We start from the raw sequence: 19,888 nt of genomic DNA on the forward strand, positions 1-19,888 counted from the left end.
GGAATGCGAGCACCGGTGCAGAAGTCGCGGCCTCGTCGCACAGGCAAGCAGACGGCCCCCGCGGGGGACGCTGAGCAGGCGCCCACGGTCGGCAGGGGTCGCCCCACCCATGTGCGCAACCGGCTCATCGTCGCCGTGGCGGTGGTGGCCGCAGCGATAGCCGCCGCCGGCGCCCCCTCCGTACTCGCGGCCTCCGGGGACCTCAGCGACTCGCAGGAACTGGTGACGCTCGCGGAGCAGACCCAGGACGCCGTCACCCTGGCGCACTCCCTCGCCGACGAGCGCGACGAGGTCGTCCCCTACATCGCGGCGGGACGCTCCAAGTCCAAGGCGCCCACCGAGGAGCACAGCGCCCGCGTCGACCGGCAGGTCGAGGAGCTGCGCACGGACACCGACCTCCCCGAGGAACTGCGCGACGGCCTCGACGCCGTCGCGGCCGTGCGCCGTGCGGCGCTCACCGGCAAGAGCAGCGCCCTCGAGGCCCACCAGGCGTACTCCACCGCCATCACCCGGCTGCACCGGCTCGCCGACCAGCTGGCGGAGCTGACACCGCCGCGCGCGGGCTCCGGCGCCCACGCGCTGACCGAGCTGGACTCCGCCGTCCAGCAGGCCGCCGCCACCCGCGGACTGCTGCTCGCCGCGCTGAACGTGCCGAGCAACACCCAGACCGTGATCGACCCGATCACCGGCCTGCCTTCCACCACCACCGGCTCCTCGGACGCCGACACCAAGCGGCGCGACGCGCTGACCGCCGCCGCGCTCCAGGCCCGGCTGCGCTCCGACGCGGCCCTCGCCGACTTCCGCGACACCGCGCCCAAGGACGCCCGCGCCTCCTACGACTCCACGGTCACCGGCCCCGAGGTCGACACCGCCGAGAAGTACCTCGCGGCCCTCACCGACGAGCCGGCCCTCGCCGACGACGAACTCGACACCGACGTCAAGAAGCTGCGGGCCGCGCTCACCGCGCGGGTCGAGACGATGCGCGGCGTCGAGTCCGCGCTCTTCGACAAGCGCACCAAGGACCTGGCCCAGCTGCGTGACGACGACGTCACCGCGCTGGAGATCCGGGTCGCCGCGCTCGGCGCGCTGATGCTGCTCGCGATCGGCGTCGCCACCGCGATGGCCCGCACGCTCACCCGCCCGCTGTCGGTGCTGCGCCGGGGCTCCGCCCGCCTCGCCGAGGCGGAGGACCCCACCACCCAGGAGCCGGTCGCCTTCACCGGACGCAACGACGAGTTCGCGCAGGTCGTCCGCTCCGTCAACGCCCTGCACGCGCACGCCGCCGCGCTCACCGCGCGGATCGGCACGCTGGAGGCCGACCGCAAGCACCTCGTCGGCCAGCGGCAGAAGATGGCCGACGCCCGCGAGGAGCTGCGCACCGAACTCGCCGAGTCCGCCGCCCATCTGGAGCGGCTGCGCTCCGGCATCGGCGGTACGTTCGTCAACCTCGCCCTGCGCACCCTCGGACTGGTCGAGCGTCAGCTCGGCGTCATCGAGGGGCTGGAGGAGCGCGAGGACGACCCGGACCGGCTGGCCACCCTGTTCAAGCTCGACCACTTCGCCACGGTGATGCGCCGGCACAGCGAGAACCTCCTGGTCCTCGCCGGCACCGAGCACGGCCGGAACACGGCGGGCCCGGTCCCGCTGGTGGACGTCGTACGGGCCGCGGTCAGCGAGATCGAGCGGTACGAGCGGGTCCGGATCGCCGCGCTGCCCCCGCACGCGCACATCGCCGGCTTCGCGGCGGACGACCTGTCCCACCTGCTGGCCGAGCTCATGGAGAACGCCACCGCGTCCTCCCCGCCCGACGTGCCCGTCGAGGTCTCCGGCTGGCTGCTGGAGAACGGCGAGGTCATGCTCTCCGTCCAGGACGAGGGCATCGGCATGACCGGCGAGCGGCTGGAGCGGCTCAACTCCCGGCTGTCCGGCTTCGACCCGGAGACCACGTACGACATCGAGGGCGAGGACGGTCTCGGCCTCGGCCTGTACGTCGTGGCCCGGCTCGCCCACCGGCACGGGGTGCGGGTCAAGCTGCGCGAGCAGAAGCAGGGTGGCATCGCCGCGGTCGTCGTCCTCCCCGACCCCCTCCTGACCGCCGCCGCCCCCGGTGCGGTCCCGGCCTCCGTCGCCACCCCCGCGTACTCCCTCCCGGGCGCCGACGCCGAGGCCAACTCCAACGTGCTGCACGGCCGCGCGGAGTCGGACGACCCGCTGGTCGCCCTGGCGGAGAAGGCGGTACGCCACCAGGGTCTCCCCGACACCGGGACCCCGACGGACACCCCCGCGGACGACTCCGCCCCGGCCCGCGCCGGCGAGCCGACGCCGGGCCGTGCGGACGCCGCTGCGCCGGTCCGCGCCGACGAGCCGGCGGCGACCCCCGCGGAGACCTCCGCGCGGGCCCACGCGGGCGACCCGGCGGCCGGCCTCGAGGACGACGCGGACGGCTCCGAGGTTTCCGCGGATGCCTCCGGGCCGGATCGTGCGGCGCCGGTCACTGCCGACGAGCCGACGGTGAGCTCCGCGAGTCGCGCGGGTACCTCCGGCCCGGGCCTCGCGGACGACGCGGACGTCACCGAGCCGGCCCCCGCCGACGAGCCGGCGGCGACCCCCGCGGAGCAGTCCGAGCGGGCCTCCGGTGAGGGTGTCGCGGCCGAGGGCGGGGACGAGCGCGGGACCGGTGACGCCGGGCGCCGGGACGTGCCGTCCGAGCGGCCCGCCGAAATGACGATGGAGCTGCTGATCCCGGTGCAGCCGGCCGCTCCGGAAGCCGCCCGTCCGGGCGCCGGTCACGCGGACGTGCGTGACACCGGGCCCGCCGACGCGGCCGAGCAGCCGTCCGGCGTGGGCGCCGACGAGGCCGTACGCCCCGGTGCCGGTCACACCGCCGAGGACGAAGCCGCTCCCGGTGCCGGTCACCCGGCCGAGGACGAAGCCGCTCCGCCGACCCCCGCGGGCGGGAGCCCGCTTCCGCGTCGGCCGGTCGAGACGGCAGGGCGGGACGGCGGTACGGAGCACGCCCGGGCGGCCGACGGCGACGAGGAACCGGTGACCGCCAAGGGCCTGCCCAAGCGCACACCGAAGATCACCGCGCCCGCCGCGGCACCGCGCCGGCGCGCCGGGGCCGTGGACGCCGACGCGCTGCGGCGCAGGCTGGGCGGCTTCCGTCGGGGGGCGGACGCCGGGCGCCGGGACGTCGAGGCGGAACTCGCCGAGCGGACCGGTGACCACCGGACACCGTCCGGCCCGGACGCCGCAACCGAAGAGACCACGGGGGGCACTGTCGAGGAGGCAAGCAGTTGACCGCGCCCAGTAGTGTCGGACTGAGCAGTGAGGCCCGCAACCTGCACTGGCTGCTGAGCAACCTCGTCGAGGAGGTGCCCGGCATCCTCTCCGTCGCGGTCGTCTCCTCCGACGGCCTGCTCCTCCTCTCCTCCGACGACAACCGCAACGACGAGGCCCGGGTAGCCGGCACCGGAACCGGGACCGGGACCGGGAAGCGCACCGGCCCCCGCGGCTCCGCCGCCGACCTCGCCACCGTCGTCTCCGGCATCGGCAGCCTCACCGTCGGCGCCTCGAAGCTGATGGACTACGGCCCGGTCAAGCACACGATGGTCGCGATGGACGAGGGCAGTCTGTTCGTGATGTCCGTCAGCGACGGCTCGCTGCTCGGCGTGCACGGCTCCGCGGACTGCGACATGAGCGTGATCGCCTACCACATGGCCCTCTTCGTCGGCCGGGCCGGCCACGTCCTGACCCCCGAACTCCGCAGCGAGCTGCGCCAGTCCCTGGAGAACGAGTCCACCGGGAGTCCCCGATGAGCGGTAAGTCCAGGAAACACCTCCCGGTCCGCGGCGGTGACCGCAAACCCGCCCGGGTCCGCCCGTACTCGCTCACCGGCGGCCGCACCCGCTTCGGCCACGTCCTGCTCGTCGAGACGTTCGTCGGCAGTACGAACCCGGCCGCGCTGGAAGCCGCCGACGAGCGCAGGGAACTGACGAACGGCAACCTCACCTCCCGCGTGATGCCGGAGCTGCGGGCCATCGTCGAACTGTGCCGCCGGATGCGCACGGTGGCCGAGATCGCCGCGCTGCTGAAGATGCCGCTCGGCGTGGTCCGCGTCCTGCTGAGCGACCTCGCCGACCAGGGAAAGATCCGTGTCTACGGAACGGGGACCGGCCACGGCACGGGCCGCCCGGACCGCGTGCTGCTGGAAAGGGTGCTGAGTGGACTCCGTCGTCTCTGACGCCGCTCATGGCGTCTCCCCGCTCGTCGAGGACGACGAGCCCCTGCTGCCCTGGCAGCAGGACCGCACCCGTGCGCCCATCGCCACGAAGATAGTGGTCGCGGGCGGGTTCGCCGTCGGCAAGACCACACTGGTCACCACCGTCTCGGAGATCACGCCGCTGCAGACCGAGGCGCTGATGACCGAGGCGAGCGAGGAGACCGACGACCTCACCGCCACGCCGGACAAGCAGAGCACCACCGTGGCCATGGACTTCGGCCGCATCACGCTCGACGACGACCTGGTGCTCTACGTCTTCGGCACCCCCGGCCAGCAGCGGTTCTGGTTCATGTGGGACGACCTGGTGCGCGGCGCGATAGGCGCCGTCGTCATGGCCGACACCCGCCGGCTGAAGGACTGCTGGCCCGCGCTGGACTACTTCGAGAGCTGCGGACTGCCCTACGTCGTCGCCGTCAACCACTTCGACGGCAGCGAGCGGTTCGAGGTCGAGGACGTACGGGAGGCGTTGACGATCCCCGCGCACATACCTGTAATGATCATGGATGCGCGCCGTCGGATCTCGGTCATCGAGACCCTCCTGTCCCTCGTGGGCCACGCGCTGGACGAAACCCCCGAGTAGTCCCTTAGGAGCTCCCCCGTATGCGGAAGATACTCGTCGTCGGAGCCGGTCAGTCCGGCCTCCAGCTCGCCCTCGGACTCCAGTCGCACGGGTACGAGGTCACCCTGATGTCCAACCGGACCGCGGACGAGATCCGTACCGGGCGGGTGATGTCCACCCAGTGCATGTTCCACACCGCCCTGCAGCACGAGCGCGACCTCCAGCTGAACTTCTGGGAGTCGCAGGCCCCGAAGATCGAGGGGCTCGGCGTCTCGGTCGCGGCCCCCGGCTCCTTCGACCCGGGCCCGTCGCAGCGCGCCATCGACTGGCTGGGCAGGCTCGACGGGTTCGCGCAGTCGGTCGACCAGCGGGTGAAGATGGCCGGCTGGATGGAGACCTTCGCCCAGCGCGGCGGCCAGCTGGTCATCCACGGCGCGGCGGTCGGCGACCTCGACTACTTCTCCCGCACCTACGACCTCGTGCTCGTCTCGGCGGGCAAGGGCGAACTCGTCCAGATGTTCGGCCGTGACGCGGAGCGGTCCCCTTACAGCGAGCCGCAGCGCGCCCTCGCGGTGGCCTACGTCCACGGCATGGCGCCGCGCCCCGAGCACCCGGAGACGGAAGCGGTCCGCTGCAACCTGGTCCCCGGTGTCGGCGAGATGTTCATCATGCCGACGCTCACCACCTCGGGCCGCGCCGACATCCTGTTCTGGGAAGGCATCCCCGGCGGCCCGCTGGACGCCTTCAAGGACGTCAAGGACCCGGCGGAGCACCTCGCGCTGACCCTGGAACTCATGGAGAAGTTCCTCCCCTGGGAGTACGCGCGGGCCACCAAGGTGGAGCTCACCGACGCCGGCGGCACCCTCGCCGGCCGCTACGCCCCCACCGTCCGCAACCCCGTCGGCCGGCTGCCCTCGGGCGGACTGGTCCTGGGCGTGGCCGACGTGGTCGTCGCCAACGACCCGATCACCGGCCAGGGCTCCAACTCGGCCTCCAAGTGCGCCGCCTCCTACCTCGCCTCGATCCTCGAGCACGGCGAGAAGGAGTTCGACGAGACCTGGATGCGGGGGACCTTCGACCGCTACTGGGACACCGCGCGGCACGTCACCAAGTGGACGAACACCATGCTCGCCCCGCCGCCGGAGCACGTCCTGAACCTGCTCGGCGCCGCAGGTCAGCTCCAGCCGGTCGCCGACCGCTTCGCCAACGGCTTCAACAACCCGGCCGACTTCGAGAACTTCTTCTACGACCCGGAGAAGACCGGCGCCTACCTGGCCGAGGTATCCGGCGCCTGACCGGCGTCGTACCCCTCGTCCGACCCCTCCGTCACGCCCTCGGGGAGCTCCGGCGGCACATACCGCCGTAGGGGCTCCCCGTCCGGGTCGGGGCGCACGGCGCCCAGCACCGGGTTGGCCGCGACGGGGGAGACCTTGATCCGCGCGCCGGGGCGGGGCGCCTGCACCACCATCCCGTCGCCGAGGTAGAGGGCGACGTGCGTGGCCTCCGGGAAGTACACCACGAGGTCACCGGGCCGCAGCTCCGTCAGCGGCACCCGCTCCAGCCGCGCCCACTGCTCCTGGCTGGTGCGGGGGATCGGCGTCCCGGCGGCGCCCCACGCCTCGGAGGTCAGCCCCGAGCAGTCGTACGCGGCCGGTCCCTCCGCACCCCACTCGTACGGCTTCCCGAGCTGCTCCACGGCGTACCGCACGGCCCGTTCGCCCGCCGCCGACGGCGCGCCGCCGGCGCCCAGCGCGCCCGACGTCACCAGCGCGTCCTGCGCCTCGGCCACGTTGGCGCGCTCCAGCTCCGCCAGCGCGGCGAGCTGCCCGGGGGTGAGCGAGGCGAGCAGCGCCTCGACCGAGCGGAGCCGTTCGCCGACCTCGTCCCGCTGCTCCTTGCGCCGCTCGGTGAGGGCGAGTTGCCTGGCGAGGGCCTCGCGGGCGCGGCGGGCCAGCGCGCCGGCCTCCTTCTCGTCGCCGGTCAGCCGGCCCACCGTCTCCGCCCGCTCCCGCGCCAGCCGCCCGATCACATGCCCCTGCTCGAGCGCGTGCTGCGGATCGCGGGCGAGCAGCAGCCGTACGTAGGGGGAGATGCCGGTGACGCTCTGGTACTGCTGCCGGGCCAGCCGCCCGGCCGCGCCCCGGCTGTCCCGCAGGGAGGTACGGGTGCGGGCGAGGGCCCGGTCCAGCCGCACCGTCTCGGCGCGCTGCCGCTTCAGCCGCTCCTCGGTGGCGTTGTACGTCTCGGTGGCCTTCTCGGCCTCCCGGTACAGGGTCTGAAGCTCCGTCAGCAGCTCGGCGACACCGCGCTCGCCGGTGCCGCCGCCCGGTTCCGGGACGGCCGCCGCGGGCACCGGCGCGAGGACGGCCCCGGCTGCCAGCGCCGTGCACACCAGACGCAGAAAAATTACTGACACTCCGTCACCTCCGACGCGGGGGCGGCTCGTCCGCTCCGCATCGCGAGCATCAGGGGGGTCCGCGGGGTTCGCGCGCCGAGGCGGCGCGTTCGGCGCAAGCCCGTCACCCGTCGGCGTCGTCCGGCTTGCCCTTCGGCGTGGCGTCCTGGTCGCGCACGGGCTTCGACCACGGCCACTTCCGGCCCTGGCCGGTCCGCCCCGTGGGGTCGTACGAGTACTTCCAGCCGCGGGTCAGCCCGGTGTGGGCGCCCCGGGCGCGGGGCACCCGCCGGTAGACCAGCACCGTGGGCGGGCCGCCGTCCGGGGCCGGGACGGGGATGCGGTACGTCTTCGGCGGATGCCCGGTGATGCCCAGCAGCACGGGCAGGACGCGCCCGTCCATGGGCCCGCCCTCGAAGGGGGTGTCTTCGCTCTTCACGCCACCAGTGTCGGCGATGCGCCGGCCGTCAGAAATCCATGGCGAGCGCCCGGACCAGCGCCTCGGTCTGCGCGTCGCGCCGCGAGGTCACCTCCAGCACCGCCATGAACTGCTCCACGAGCCAGTCCCGCAGCTCGTCGAGCGGCGGCTGCTTCTCCTCGTCCAGCCAGATCAGCGAGGCCGCCTCCACGGCGGTGATCCACATCCGGATGGTCATCCGGAGCCGGGGACCCGGTTCGGGGACCCCGAGATGGCTGAGGATGTGCTCGGCGGCGGCCCGCCGCACACCGTCCACGATCGCGGTCGTACGGGAGGTCTCCACGACGCTGCCGCCCTGGAGCAGCGCGCTGAACCCGGTGTCGTGCTGGTCGACGAAGGCGAGATAGCGGTCGACGGCCCGGGACAGCCGGGGCAGCAGCGGGCCCTCGTGCGGCTCGTCGAAGCAGGTCCGCAGCTCGTCGGCGGCGGACCTGAGGGCCGCCTCGTACAGCTGCTGCTTGCCGCCGGGGAAGTAACGGTAGACCAGCGGCCGTGACACACCGGCTGCCTCCGCCACGTCGTCCAGGGACACGTCCTCCGGGGCGCGGTGGGCGAAGAGGGACAGCGCGGCCTCGAGCAGCTGGCCGCGGCGTTCCTCGACACTGAGCCGCCGGTAGGCGGGGGTGGGGGCCTGCGGGGTCATGCCCGCAGCGTAACCGCCCGTACGGCGCGCCGGTCTACGCGAGGAGCCCCGAGGACCGCCACAGCTGCCGGCCGACCCCGCGCAGCACGCCGATGTCGTCCAGGAAGTCCGTCAGCCGCTTCGACCCCTGCCGCATCACGTCCCGCCGGTGCCCGCTCGCCTTGACCTGGGCGACGGCCGCGCGCCTGTCCAGGCCGACGTTGGTGTACACCTCGGGGTTCACGAACGCCACGGAGAACACCCGGGCGAACTCGCCCGAGGTGACCCGGGTGAACTCCTGCGACCACTTCGGCGCCGTCACCATCTGGCGCCGCAGCTCCTCACGGGCGTAGCGCACGTGCCGCGCCTCCTCGACGACGTGGATCCGCGTGACGCCCCGGACCAGCGGCTGGACCCGCTCGTCCGGGAACGTCAGCCGCTGCATCCAGTCGAGGACCTCCTCGCCGAGCAGGGTCGCCGTGAAGGAGCCGGGGGTGGTGGAGATCGTCTTGAACAGCCGGCCGAGGTTCTGGTGCACCCGGCTCACCGGGTACCAGGGGGTGCCGCCGTGGGTGATCAGCCGGGCGAACATCTTGGAGTGCCGGCACTCGTCCTCGATCTCGGTGAGGGCGTAGCGGACGTGCGCGCTCGTGGCGGCCTTGTCGTAGATGTGCCGCACCAGCAGCTGCATCAGGATCAGCTCGAACCAGATGCCGAGCGAGGCCAGCGCCGCCGCCTCGTGCCGGGAGAGCAGCAGGCGCTGCTCCTCGCTCATCCGCTTCCACATCGGGGTGCCGTAGAGCGACACCAGCTCCGGCGGCCAGAACCACTTGCCCTCCTCGAAGGGCGCGTCCCAGTCCAGCTCCTTGTCCGGGTCGAAGGAGTGCTTGGCGGAGGACTCGAGCAGTCGCCGGGCGACCTGCTCCCGGTCCTTGAGCAGCCCCAGCGCGTCCCGCAGACCATCGAGCGCGTCGGTTTCCGACAGGGTCGTCATGACGTTCCACCTCAGGGGCGTCTCGGGGTTACCGGCCGGTCACCCATTTATGAGACTCCCTGTCAGCAAGCCCGTCAATCCCCGGGAAGGGACTTGTTGACGCCGGGTTCCACCGGGGCCGGTCTAGGGCTTCAGTACCGCCTCCATCACCGCCCGGGCGATCGGCGCCGCCGTGCCGCCGCCGCTGATCGTCCGTCGGTTCGCCGCGTCCTCGACGACCACCGCGACCGCCACCTTCGCCTCCATGTCCTCGCCGCCCTGCGCCCAGGAGATGAACCAGGCGTACGGCGTGCCGGAGTTGCCCAGACCGTGCTGTGCGGTGCCGGTCTTGCCGCCGACGACGGCGCCGGGGATCGCCGCCTTCTTCCCGGTGCCGTCCTCCACCACCCCGCGCATCAGCTCCCGCATCCGGATCGCCGTCGCCGGGAACATCGCCCGCCGCACCGGACGCGATCCGGCCGTCGACACCGTGCCGCCGCCCGCCCGTGTGGTCCGCTCCACCAGATACGGCTCCCGCACCTGCCCGCCGCCCGCCACGGCCGCCGCGACCATCGCCATCTGCAGCGGCGTGGCCCGCGTGTTGTACTGCCCGATCGACGACAGCGCGAGCTGCGCCCGGTCCACCGAGGTGTCGAAGGTGCTGCCCGCCACCCGGAACGGGATCCGCACGTCGCCGTCGTTGAAGCCGAAGCTCTCCGCCGTCTCCCTCATCCTGTCCACGCCCGTGGCCACGCCCAGCTTGGCGAACACGGTGTTGCAGGACAGGACGAACGCCTCCCGCACGGTCGCGTCGGCGCAGCCCTTGGCCCCGTTGACCAGCCGGGTGCGCGTCCCCGGCAGGGTGTACGGGTCGGGGGAGTCGGTCCGCTCGTCCAGGTCCTTCACCACGCCCGCGTCCAGCGCCGCCGCCGCGGTGACCACCTTGAACGTCGAACCCGGCGGATACGTCCGCTGCACCGCCCGGTTCAGCATCGGCCGGTCCGGGTCGGCGTTGAGCCGGGCCCAGGCGTCCCGCGCTGTAGCTCCGTTCCCGGACAGCAGCGCGGGGTCGTACGACGGGACGGACACCAGCGCCAGGATCCGTCCGGTCGACGGCTCGACCGCCGCCACCGCCCCCTTCCGCGAGCGCAGCCCCTCGTACGCCGCCCGCTGCGCCGCCGGGTCGATCGTCGTCACCACGTCGCCGCCTGCGTTGCGGGAACGCGTGAACTCGTTCCACAGCGGCAGGGGCGCGAGTACCGGCGCGACGCCGGACAGCAGCCGGTCCTCCGTGTGCTCCAGCTGTGTCGTGCCGTACTCCTGCGAGGCGAAGCCGGTCACCGGGGCGTACAACGGCCCCAGGGGATACGTCCGTTCGTAGCGCAGGTGCTCTCCGGTGTCCCGTGAGCCGGTGACCGGCCGGCCGTCGACCAGGATGTCGCCGCGCGGCTGCTGGTAGCGGGCGATGGTGTCCCGGCGGTTGGCCGGGTTGGAGTCGTAGGCGTCGGCGTGCAGGACCTGGACACGGGCGGCGTTCACCAGCAGGGCGACCAGCAGCAGGGCGCAGAAGACGGCGGCGTGCCGGATGTGCCGGGTCACCGCAGGGCACCTCCGTCGCTCTCCCGGGCGTCACGGGGCACCGGGCGCGGGCCCCCGGCGTCCTGCTGCCGCGCGGAGTCGCTCAGCCGGACCAGCAGCGCCACGATCGCCCAGTTGGTCACCACCGACGAGCCGCCCTGCGCCAGGAAGGGCATCGCCATCCCGGTCAGCGGGATCAGCCCGGTCACCCCGCCCGCGATCACGAACACCTGGAGCGCCACGAGCGAGGCCAGACCCACGGCGAGCAGCCGCCCGAACGGGTCGCGCAGGGCGAGCCCCGCCCGGTAGCCGCGCTCCACCAGCAGCCCGTACAGCAGGATGATCGCGGACAGCCCGGCCAGGCCCAGTTCCTCCCCGGCCGTCGCCAGGATGAAGTCGGACTTGACCGCGAACCCGATGAGCACCGAGTGCCCGAGCCCCAGCCCGGTGCCGAGCGTCCCGCCCTCCGCGAAGGCGAACAGGGACTGGGCGATCTGGTTCGGGCCCTCGCCCGCCTCGATGGAGGCGAACGGATGCAGCCAGGTCTCGATCCGGTGGTGCACATGCGGCTCCAGCCGGCCCACCGCCACCGCCCCCAGCGAGGCCAGCAGCAGCCCGACGGCGATCCATCCGGTGCGGCCGGTGGCGACGTACAGCATGACCACGAACAGGCCGAAGAACAGCAGCGAGGTGCCGAGGTCCCGCTCCAGCACCAGGACGACCACACTGACCAGCCAGACGGCGACGATCGGGCCGAGCACCCGCCCGGTGGGCAGTTGCAGCTTCCAGACGCGGCGGCCGGCGTAGGTGAGGGCGCTGCGGTTGGCCGCGAGGTACGCGGCGAAGAAGACCGCCAGCAGCACCTTCGCGAACTCGCCCGGCTGGATGGAGAATCCGGCGACCCGGATCCAGATCCGCGCCCCGTTCACCGCGGGGAACAGGATCGGGACCGTCAGCAGGACCAGCGCGACGGTGACGGAGACGTAGGTGTAGCGCTGCAGCACCCGGTGGTCCCGCAGCACCAGGACGACGCCGATGAACAGCGCCACCCCCAGCGTCGACCAGATCAGCTGGGTCGGGGCCGCCGGGTCGCCCGGTGTCTCCAGGTCGAGGCGGTAGATCAGCACCAGACCGAGGCCGTTGAGCAGCACCCCGATGGGCAGCAGCACCGGATCGGAGCCCGGGGCGCGCCAGCGCACCGCCAGATGGGCGACCAGCGCGAGCACGCCGAGCCCGGCGCCGTAACCGGCGGCGCCGGGCGGGACGGTGCCGTTCCTGGCGAGGCCGACGGCGCAGTAGCCGTACACCGACAGCAGGACGGCCAGGACGATCAGGGCGAGTTCGACGCCCCGGCGCCCGGTGAGGCGGGCGGTGGGCGGGGGCGGATCCGCCGACGCCAGGGTGTTACCGGCCTTGCTCATGTCCGGAACTTACCCAAATAGGGCGCCTTGAGTGCTTCGTGCGTCAGCACCAGCGTGGCGCGGGGCCGATGTTGTCGATGTGGGCGGCGGGGCCCCACGCCCAGGTGCCGTCCGTGAGGAGGTACCAGAGGGGGTTGCCCTTCACCTTCTCGCCCGGGACCTTGCAGAAGATCGAGACGACGTCGCCCTTGTGGGCGTACCGGATGATCTGCGAACCGCGGTTCGGGGCGCTGCGCAGCGCCAGCGACTTCGCGGTGACGACACCCTTGAACTGGCCCTGGTTGCCGTGATTGCCACCGGCCTGGTTGTCGAAGTCACCCTTGCCGGCTTGCTGGTTGGCGTTGCCTTGCTGAGTGGCGTTGCCCTGCTGGTTGGCGTTGCCTTGCTGGTTCCCGCCGCTCTGCTGGTTGCCGTTGCCGTTGCCGCTCTGGTTGCCGCCGCTCTGCTGGTTGGCGTTCCCCTGCTGGTTTCCGCTGCTCGGCTGGTTGCCGTTACCGGCCTGCTGGTTGGCGGTGCCTTGCTGGTGGCTGTTCCCCGCCTGCTGGTTGGTGCTGCCGGTCTGCTGCTGAGCGTTGCTGTTGCCGTTCTGCTGGTTGGCGGCGCCGTTCTGCTGCTGGGTGTTGCCCTGCTGGTTGGTGTGGCTGCCCTGCTGGTTGCCGTTGCCGCCCTGCTGGTTGGTGTTGCCGTTGTTGTGATTGTGGTGGTGGTGGTGGCCGTTGCCGCTCTGCTGTTTGCCGCCACCCTGCTGCTGGGTGTTGCCGTTTCCGCTCTGCTGGGTGTTGCCGTTTCCGTTGCCGCCGCCCTGCTGGCTCCAGTGCCCCTGGCCGCCGCCCTGGTTCGGGTCGTCGGCGGCGACGGCGGGAGTGACGGCGGCTGCGACCGCGAAGGCCCCGGCGGCGAGAGCTATGGGCAGGCGGCGGGCGAGCGGGGGACGCAGGGACATGACGGTACCTCCACATGCGGGGAAATCGGATCGAAGGTGACTTATCGCCACACTAGGAGCGGCCCTCCGCACCCGCCCGCCCTGCTGCGCCATCGGAGCCCCCCGAAGGCGGCGTGACCCGTCGCGCCTAATCCGTCAGCTCCTCCAGCAGCCGTGCCGTGGGCAGCCCCGCCCGGAGGTAGTCGACGAACAGGTCGTTGTGCAACGCCCAGGACGAGCGGCGGGAGCGGATCAGCCGGATCGCGGACTCCGCCGTGCGGCCCCGCCGCATCAGCGCGTGCGCCACCACCAGACCCGAGCGGTTGTACCCGTGGAAGCAGCGCACGAGGACCGTACGGCCGCCGTCCAGCGCCTCGCACGCCGCCTCGGCCAGCCGGATCACGCCCGCGAGCTGTGTCCCGTCGAGCGGCCCGTCCGGGATCGGCCACACCTGGTGCTCGACTCCGTGGCCCGGTCCGTGCCCGGGCAGCCGCAGCAGAGTTTGCACAAGATCGAACTGCCGGTTCACCACGGCGGACTCCAGCTGCCCGGAGAGGCCCCGGAACTCGTGCCCGCCCATCCACAGACCGGGCGCGATCTCGCTCCACGGACTGTCCGGAGCCGGTACGTCAGGTTGCTTCCCGCGGGTACGCAACGGCGCCTCCCCACCCCCACCGTCCGACTTCTCTCCAAGGTAACCGGCTTCTTGCCCCCGGAGCACCCGCCTGTTCCCATGGACGTGGGGTGATGGTGCATGGACGGACTGCGCGTCATACCGACCTACCGGCACGGCCGGGAATGGCTGTACGTCTGCCTCCCGGACGGCACGAACCTCGCCTGGTACGACCGCGGGGCGGCCAGGGTGAACCTGCTCGGCGAGGCGGCCCACGGCCCTCACGAGGAGGACGTCCTCACCGCGCTGGGACCGTTCCTGACCGGCCCGGTCTCGGTCGGACCGCCCCCGGTCCCCACCCCCGCCGAGCTGGCACGTCTCGCCCTCCACCCCGACGACGACCTCGCGCCCAACCGCCCCGGCGAGGCGCTCCTCGTCGCCCTCGACCGCGACCCCGCCCCTCCCCGTCGGCTCCGCCCCGACCCGCGCCGCCGGGCGCTCACGGCGGAGCGGACGGTGGGGGAGGCCCTGGACCGCATGGAGGGCGCCGGCCGGCACGTCCTGCACTCGATCCCGCTCCCCGGCGGCGACCGCGTCCACCATCTGCTGATCGGACCCGGTGGCCTCTACGCGGTACACGCCCTGTACGCCCACAGGCAGCGGGTGACGGTCGACGGCCCCTCGGTCGCCCTGGGCCGCCACGCACCGCGCCCCCTGCTGCGCCGCGTCCGTGCCGACGCCGACCGCGCCTCCTACGCCCTGACGGCCGAGGTCCGTCCCGTGCTCGTCCTGGTCGGCGCCTCGGAGGTGACCGTCCACGTCCCGCCCCGCGGGGTGCGCGTGCTCACCGACGCGGACGTGCCGGGCCTGGCCCGCCCGGGCGGGGTGCTGAAACCGGCCGACGTGGAGGCCCTGCACGCGGCCGCCCGGGACCGGCACACCTGGTCGCGCCTGTGAGCCGGGCGGCCGCGGACGGGACCGCTCACGGCAGCCGGCCGGCGTGCCCCGCGTCCAGCAGCGGCGCCAGCAGATCGCCGTAGTCCCGCAGCCGCGGCGCGATGTCCGGCGCCCGGATCAGCATCGGGTCCGGCGCCCGGCACCCCTCGACCTCGTCCCAGGTCACCGGCGCCGACACCAGCGGCTCGGCCTGCGCGCGCAGCGTGTACGGGGTGGCGGTGGTCTTCCGGGCCGCGTTCTGGCTCCAGTCGACGAAGACCTTGCCGGGCCTGAGGCTGCGGGTCATCCGGTGCAGCACCAGCCGGGGCATGGCCTTCTCCGCCTCCACGGCCAGCTCCTTGGCGTACTCCGACACCCGTTCGGAGGAGGAGCCGCGCACCGCCGCGAGCAGGTGCAGCCCCTTCGACCCGGACGTCTTGGCGTACGCCTCGATCCCGTCCGCCGCCAGCCGCTCCCGCAGCCACACCGCGACCTCGCAGCACTGCACGATCGTCGCCGGCGCCCCGGGGTCCAGGTCGAACACGATCCGGTCGGCGTGCCCGGGATCCCCGATGAGCCACTGGTGCGTATGGAACTCGGTGACCAGGTTGGCCGCCCACATCAGGCTCGGCAGATCCTGCACCAGCACCATCCGGGCCGGCCCCTCGGTCCTCGGAACCTCGGCGGTGGTGACCCACTCGGGCGTACCGGGCGGCACGTTCTTGGTGAAGAACACCTGGCCGTCGGGCCCGTCCGGATAGCGCAGGAACGACACCGGCCGCTCCCGCAGATGGGGCAGCAGCACGTCGGCGACGGTCGCGTAGTAGTGCAGTGCCTCCGCCTTGGTGAACCCCGTGGCGGGATACAGCACCTTCTCCAGATTGCTGAGCGCGAGCCGTCGCCCCTCCACCTCGGTGATAGGCGCCATACGATGAGAATCCCACGCGAACCGTGACAAACACCCCGACTGCGATCGGCAGACGACCGGAAAGGTGCTGCACGTGAGATCCATTTGGAACGGCGCGATCTCTTTCGGCCTGGTCAGCATCCCGATCAAGCTCGTGAACGCCACCGAGAACCACTCGATCTCCTTCCGCCAGATCCACACGGAGGACGGCGGCCGGATCCGGTACCGCAAGTTCTGCGAGCTGGAGGACCGCGAGGTCACCGGCCAGGAGATCAGCAAAGGGTACGAGGACGCGGACGGCACGATCATCCCGATCACCGACGAGGACCTGGCCGGCCTGCCGATCCCCACCGCCCGGACGATCGAGATCGTCGCCTTCGTCCCGGAGGACCGGATCGACCCGCTCCAGATGGATGCCGCGTACTACCTGGCGGCGGGCGGGGCGCCGGCGGCCAAGCCGTACACCCTGCTGCGGGAGGCGCTGAAGCGCAGCAACAAGGTGGCCATCGCCAAGTTCGCGCTGCGGGGCAAGGAACGGCTGGGCATGCTGCGGGTGGTCGGCGACGCGATCGCCATGCACGGCCTGCTCTGGCCGGACGAGGTCCGCGCCCCGGAGGGGGTCGCGCCGGACAGCAGTGTCACCGTCCGTGACAAGGAGCTGGACCTCGCGGACGCCCTGATGGACACCCTCGGCGAGGTCGACCTGGAGGACCTGCACGACGAGTACCGCGAGGCGGTCGAGGAGGTCATCGCCGCGAAGGCCTCCGGCGAGGCCCCGCCGGAGACCCCCGCGCCGGAGCGGGGCGGCAAGGTCCTGGACCTGATGGCGGCCCTGGAGAACAGCGTCCGCGCCGCCCGCGAGTCCCGTGGCGAGGAGCCGGAGGAGGAGGCCGAGGTCAAGCGCCTGCCGCAGCGCAAGACGTCCCGCTCGTCCCCCAAGGAGACCGGCGGCAAGAAGTCGACGTCGACGACGAAGAAGACGGCCTCCGGGGCCAGAAAGTCCACGGCGAAGACCTCCCAGCCCGAAAAGAAGACCACGGCGAAGAAGACACCCGCGAAGAAGACCCCGGCGAAGAAGTCGGCATCCCGCAAACGCCCAGCCTGACCCAACCCAGGCCAGCCCGGAGACCCGGCTGTGGGCAGTCGTTCCGCAGGGCGGTGGGGGTACCTCCCATGCCCTTCAGGCAATGGGGGAGGGTGGGCACAGCCCAACAACGCCGGGCAACGGACCTCACCCCGGGCAACCGCAGCCCCCCACCCCGCCTACGCGACCCGCCTCAGCGCCAGCACCGCGTTGTGCCCCCCGAACCCGAACGAGTTGCTCAGTACCAGGTCCCCCGCCCCCGTCAGCACCCGCGGCTCCCCCCGCACCACGTCAAGGCCGATCGCCTCGTCGACCTCCCCGCAGCCGACCGTGGGAGGCACCACCCCGTGGTGCAGCGTGAGCACCGCCGCGACGGCCTCCACCCCACCCGCGGCCCCCTGAAGGTGCCCCAGGTGCCCCTTCAGCGCGGTGACCGGCACCTCCCGCCCCCCGAGCACGCCCCGCAGGGCCCGCGCCTCCGCGAGGTCACCGTCGACCGTGGCGGTGGCGTGCGCGTTGACGTGGACCACGTCCGCCACCTCGCCCCCGGCGTCCCGCACCGCCCGCCGCAGCGCGAGCGCGATGCCGTCACCGGAGGGATCCGGCGCCGCGACATGGTGGGCGTCGGCGGACAGCCCCCACCCGGCCGCCTCGCAGTAGACGCGGGCCCCGCGGGCGCGGGCGTGCTCCTCGGACTCCAGGACGAGCACCCCCGCCCCCTCCCCGTTGACGAACCCGTCGCGGTCCTTGGCGAAGGGGTGCGACGGCGAACCGTCGGCCGGGTCCCCCTCGGCCAGCGCCCGCATCGCCGCGAACGACGCCATGATCGCCGGAGTGACCACGGCCTCCGCCCCGCCCGCGAGGGCGACGTCGACCCGGCCGTACCGGATGCGGTCGACGGCCTGCCCGATCGCCTCGGTGCCGGAGGCGCACGCGCTGGTCACGGTGCGCGCCTCCCCGGTGATGTGCAGGTCGAGCGAGACCTGCGAGGCCGCCTGCGAGGGCACCGTCATCGGCGTGGTGAGCGGTGACACCCCCCGCGGTCCCCGCTCCCGCAGCTTCCGGTCCCCGCCGACCAGCACCGACGCGTCCCCCAGGATGGCGCCGAGGCTCACCCCGACCCGCTCCGGGTCGAGCCCGCTCTCGCGGGTGCCGCCGTCCGCGTACCCGGCGTCGGCCCACGCCTCCCGCGCGGCCAGCACGGCGAACTGCGCGGCCCGGTTCATCCGCCGCGCCGTCTGCCGGGGCAGCAGTCCGGCCGGGTCCACCGGCACGGTCCCGGCGATCCGCACCGGCATCCCGGCGAACTCCTCGCCCGTCAACTCCCGTATGCCGTGGCGTCCTTCGAGCAGGCCGTCCCACAGCTCGGCCGTGCCGACGCCCAGCGGGGTGACCGCGCCGAGCCCGGTGACGACCACGCGCCGCGCACCCGTCGCCTCGGCCGCCCGCACCGGGCGCGGCTCGTGCCGTACGAGGTCGCCCTCCCGGTCGGCGGCGGCGGCCCACCGGCGTACGTCGTCGTCGGACGCGGGACCGGCCGCGTCCCCCTCGGCGGAGTCCCGGTGCCAGGCGCCCCAGCGGCGGACGTAGGCGACCTCCTCGGCCCGCGGGTCGACGGCCCGCAGCGTCCGCAGCCGGTCCCCGTCCCGGAACTCGACCCCGTCGAGCGCGGGCGAGCTCACCAGCGGGACCGCCGCCACGTCCATCCGTCGCCCGGCGACGGTCACCCGCTGTTCGCGGCGCAGCACTTCCTCGTGGTCCACCCCGCCGAGCGGCGGCCGCAGCGTGACCCGGATCACCTCCGGGCTCTCGGGCAGCGTGTGCGTCACGACATGCCACCGGTACCGCACCGCGTCCTCGTGGGACAGGGCGAGCAGATCACCGGGGACGACCTCGGCGGCGGTAACCGCGTACGGGCGTATGGGTACTTCAGGCGTTTCGGGGGAGTGGGCCATGGCCATGCATGCTCTCTTTGATCCGAACTGTCGTACTCAGGGCGGTTCCGAGTGTTCTGTACGAAGTGCGAACGGACCATTGTTGAATCGCGGGCATGTCCGGTTTGCCACGTTCTACCAGGTGGGTGACCGGCGCCACATCCATCAAGTCCTCAACACCGTAACCGACTTACCAAGACGTAACCGACGTGTGGAAAACGTCACGAAACGACCGCCGGTCATCCGGTGCGTACGGCCCACCCGTGCGCGTGATCCGGCCCACAGTGCGGGGTGCCGCGTAGGCGGGAAGGTCGGCTTCGGCGTCTGTCTCCGGGGGTGTGCTTCGATGTGCGCGACCCGCGAAACCTGAACGCGCGGCGGGAACAGCCGGGTTGCACGGGAAGACCGAGACACCGGTGGAGGGCATGACCGAGGAAGAGTTCGACGCTTTCTACGCGGCCGCGTTCCCCCGCCTGACCGGACAGTTGTACGTCTTCACCGGTGACCTCGGCGAGGCCCAGGACGTCGTCCAGGAGGCGTTCGTACGGGCCTGGGACCGGCGCGGGAGGCTGATCGCCGACGAGGCGCCCGAGGCGTGGGTGCGCACCGTCGCCATGCGGCTCGCGGTGAGCCGCTGGCGCCGCGCGAAACGCTGGCTGGAACTCGTACGGCACTCCCCGCCCCCGGAGACGACCCCCGGCCCGGGCCCCGACCGCACCGCCCTGGTCGCCGCGCTGCGCCAACTGCCCGAGCACCAGCGCATGGCCGTCGTCCTCCATCACCTGTGCGACCTCAGCGTCGAACAGGTAGCCTCCGAGACCGGCGCACCCGTGGGCACGGTCAAGGCCAGGCTCTCCCGCGGACGGGCGGCACTGGCCAGACATCTGGCGGTGGACGAGGCCGACGAGTCGGCCTGGAGGGAGGGCGGCCGGGTCGGATGAACTCACCGGCGCCCTGCGCGAGCTGGCGGCACGACACGAGGCCCCGCCGCGAATCGGCGCCGCCGAGGTCCGCGGCCGGGCCGGACGCCGCTCCCGCCGCCGCAGGGCGACCGCCGCGCTCGGCACGACGGCCGCCGCGGTCTGCGCGCTGACGGCCGTCGCCTTCACCCTGCACACCGAGGAGCCCGGACCGCACCACCGGACGCCCGCCGCCGGATCCGGCACCCCGGCCCGGCCGCCGGG

18 protein-coding genes are annotated in these 19,888 nt (G+C 73.0%); 8 read left to right on the plus strand and 10 right to left on the minus strand.

Annotated features, from left to right (window positions below; all coding sequences use genetic code 11):
- Positions 1-3 precede the first annotated feature (3 nt).
- From CNQ36_RS24065 to CNQ36_RS24085, 5 genes are read left to right on the plus strand one after another with little or no spacing between them, the layout of a single operon-like run.
- The gene (locus tag CNQ36_RS24065; RefSeq protein ID WP_228313053.1) at positions 4-3,300 is read left to right on the plus strand and encodes a sensor histidine kinase; all 3,297 of its coding nucleotides are present in this window, start codon (positions 4-6) and stop codon (positions 3,298-3,300) included.
- Positions 3,297-3,818, plus strand: coding sequence for a roadblock/LC7 domain-containing protein (locus CNQ36_RS24070; RefSeq protein WP_121547502.1), 522 nt, complete (start codon positions 3,297-3,299; stop codon positions 3,816-3,818). Before CNQ36_RS24065 ends, CNQ36_RS24070 begins: the two co-directional genes overlap by 4 nt.
- Entirely contained in the window at positions 3,815-4,243 is a 429-nt protein-coding gene (locus tag CNQ36_RS24075) for a DUF742 domain-containing protein (protein ID WP_004925724.1), read from the plus strand. The genes CNQ36_RS24070 and CNQ36_RS24075 overlap by 4 nt, the downstream gene beginning before the upstream one ends.
- Positions 4,224-4,862 (plus strand): GTP-binding protein, encoded by a 639-nt coding sequence (locus tag CNQ36_RS24080; protein ID WP_121547503.1) that lies wholly within the window; start codon positions 4,224-4,226, stop codon positions 4,860-4,862. Before CNQ36_RS24075 ends, CNQ36_RS24080 begins: the two co-directional genes overlap by 20 nt.
- Before the next feature lie 20 nt (positions 4,863-4,882).
- Positions 4,883-6,136 (plus strand): styrene monooxygenase/indole monooxygenase family protein, encoded by a 1,254-nt coding sequence (locus tag CNQ36_RS24085; RefSeq protein WP_121547504.1) that lies wholly within the window; start codon positions 4,883-4,885, stop codon positions 6,134-6,136.
- On the opposite strand, the gene CNQ36_RS24090 is transcribed toward CNQ36_RS24085, so the two are convergent.
- The 8 genes from CNQ36_RS24090 to CNQ36_RS24125 form a co-directional block, all read right to left on the minus strand.
- Positions 6,109-7,257, minus strand: a complete 1,149-nt coding sequence (locus CNQ36_RS24090) for a C40 family peptidase (RefSeq protein WP_121547505.1) — start codon at positions 7,255-7,257, stop codon at positions 6,109-6,111. The two genes, CNQ36_RS24085 and CNQ36_RS24090, sit on opposite strands and share 28 nt — an antisense overlap.
- A gap of 103 nt (positions 7,258-7,360) precedes the next feature.
- A complete protein-coding gene (locus CNQ36_RS24095; protein WP_121547506.1) occupies positions 7,361-7,675 on the minus strand; it encodes a hypothetical protein in 315 nt (104 codons plus the stop codon).
- Positions 7,676-7,703: 28 nt separating this feature from the next.
- On the minus strand, positions 7,704-8,357 hold the full coding sequence (locus CNQ36_RS24100; protein WP_121547507.1) for a TetR/AcrR family transcriptional regulator: 654 nt from the start codon (positions 8,355-8,357) through the stop codon (positions 7,704-7,706).
- Positions 8,358-8,391: 34 nt separating this feature from the next.
- A complete protein-coding gene (locus CNQ36_RS24105) occupies positions 8,392-9,330 on the minus strand; it encodes an AurF N-oxygenase family protein (protein WP_121547508.1) in 939 nt (312 codons plus the stop codon).
- A gap of 123 nt (positions 9,331-9,453) precedes the next feature.
- On the minus strand, positions 9,454-10,908 hold the full coding sequence (locus tag CNQ36_RS24110) for a penicillin-binding transpeptidase domain-containing protein (RefSeq protein WP_004925707.1): 1,455 nt from the start codon (positions 10,906-10,908) through the stop codon (positions 9,454-9,456).
- Positions 10,905-12,308, minus strand: a complete 1,404-nt coding sequence (locus tag CNQ36_RS24115; RefSeq protein WP_121547509.1) for an FtsW/RodA/SpoVE family cell cycle protein — start codon at positions 12,306-12,308, stop codon at positions 10,905-10,907. Before CNQ36_RS24115 ends, CNQ36_RS24110 begins: the two co-directional genes overlap by 4 nt.
- Positions 12,309-12,351: 43 nt before the next feature.
- Complete coding sequence (locus tag CNQ36_RS24120; RefSeq protein ID WP_121547510.1) at positions 12,352-13,251, minus strand: SH3 domain-containing protein; 900 nt, start codon at positions 13,249-13,251, stop codon at positions 12,352-12,354.
- A 127-nt stretch (positions 13,252-13,378) separates the two neighbouring features.
- Positions 13,379-13,885, minus strand: coding sequence for a protein-tyrosine phosphatase family protein (locus tag CNQ36_RS24125; RefSeq protein WP_121547511.1), 507 nt, complete (start codon positions 13,883-13,885; stop codon positions 13,379-13,381).
- 99 nt (positions 13,886-13,984) lie between these two features.
- Here CNQ36_RS24125 and CNQ36_RS24130 point away from each other — a divergent pair, with 99 nt between their 5' ends.
- Positions 13,985-14,800: a nuclease-related domain-containing protein gene (locus CNQ36_RS24130; protein ID WP_121547512.1), complete on the plus strand. Its 816-nt coding sequence runs from the start codon at positions 13,985-13,987 to the stop codon at positions 14,798-14,800.
- Between the two features lie 25 nt (positions 14,801-14,825).
- Here CNQ36_RS24130 and ligD read toward each other — a convergent pair whose 3' ends face one another.
- Complete coding sequence (gene ligD, locus CNQ36_RS24135) at positions 14,826-15,707, minus strand: non-homologous end-joining DNA ligase (protein ID WP_121547513.1); 882 nt, start codon at positions 15,705-15,707, stop codon at positions 14,826-14,828.
- 73 nt (positions 15,708-15,780) lie between these two features.
- Between ligD and ku the strand changes: the two genes are divergently transcribed.
- Positions 15,781-16,791, plus strand: a complete 1,011-nt coding sequence (gene ku, locus CNQ36_RS24140; protein WP_449336579.1) for a non-homologous end joining protein Ku — start codon at positions 15,781-15,783, stop codon at positions 16,789-16,791.
- 158 nt (positions 16,792-16,949) lie between these two features.
- Here the strand turns inward: ku and CNQ36_RS24145 are convergent, their stop codons facing one another.
- Positions 16,950-18,725: a beta-ketoacyl-[acyl-carrier-protein] synthase family protein gene (locus tag CNQ36_RS24145; RefSeq protein ID WP_121548571.1), complete on the minus strand. Its 1,776-nt coding sequence runs from the start codon at positions 18,723-18,725 to the stop codon at positions 16,950-16,952.
- Positions 18,726-19,129: 404 nt separating this feature from the next.
- Here CNQ36_RS24145 and CNQ36_RS24150 point away from each other — a divergent pair, with 404 nt between their 5' ends.
- Entirely contained in the window at positions 19,130-19,645 is a 516-nt protein-coding gene (locus CNQ36_RS24150; RefSeq protein WP_206278499.1) for a SigE family RNA polymerase sigma factor, read from the plus strand.
- The last annotated feature ends 243 nt before the right edge of the window (positions 19,646-19,888 follow it).

This window comes from Streptomyces fungicidicus, assembly GCF_003665435.1.
GTDB lineage: Bacteria > Actinomycetota > Actinomycetes > Streptomycetales > Streptomycetaceae > Streptomyces > Streptomyces fungicidicus.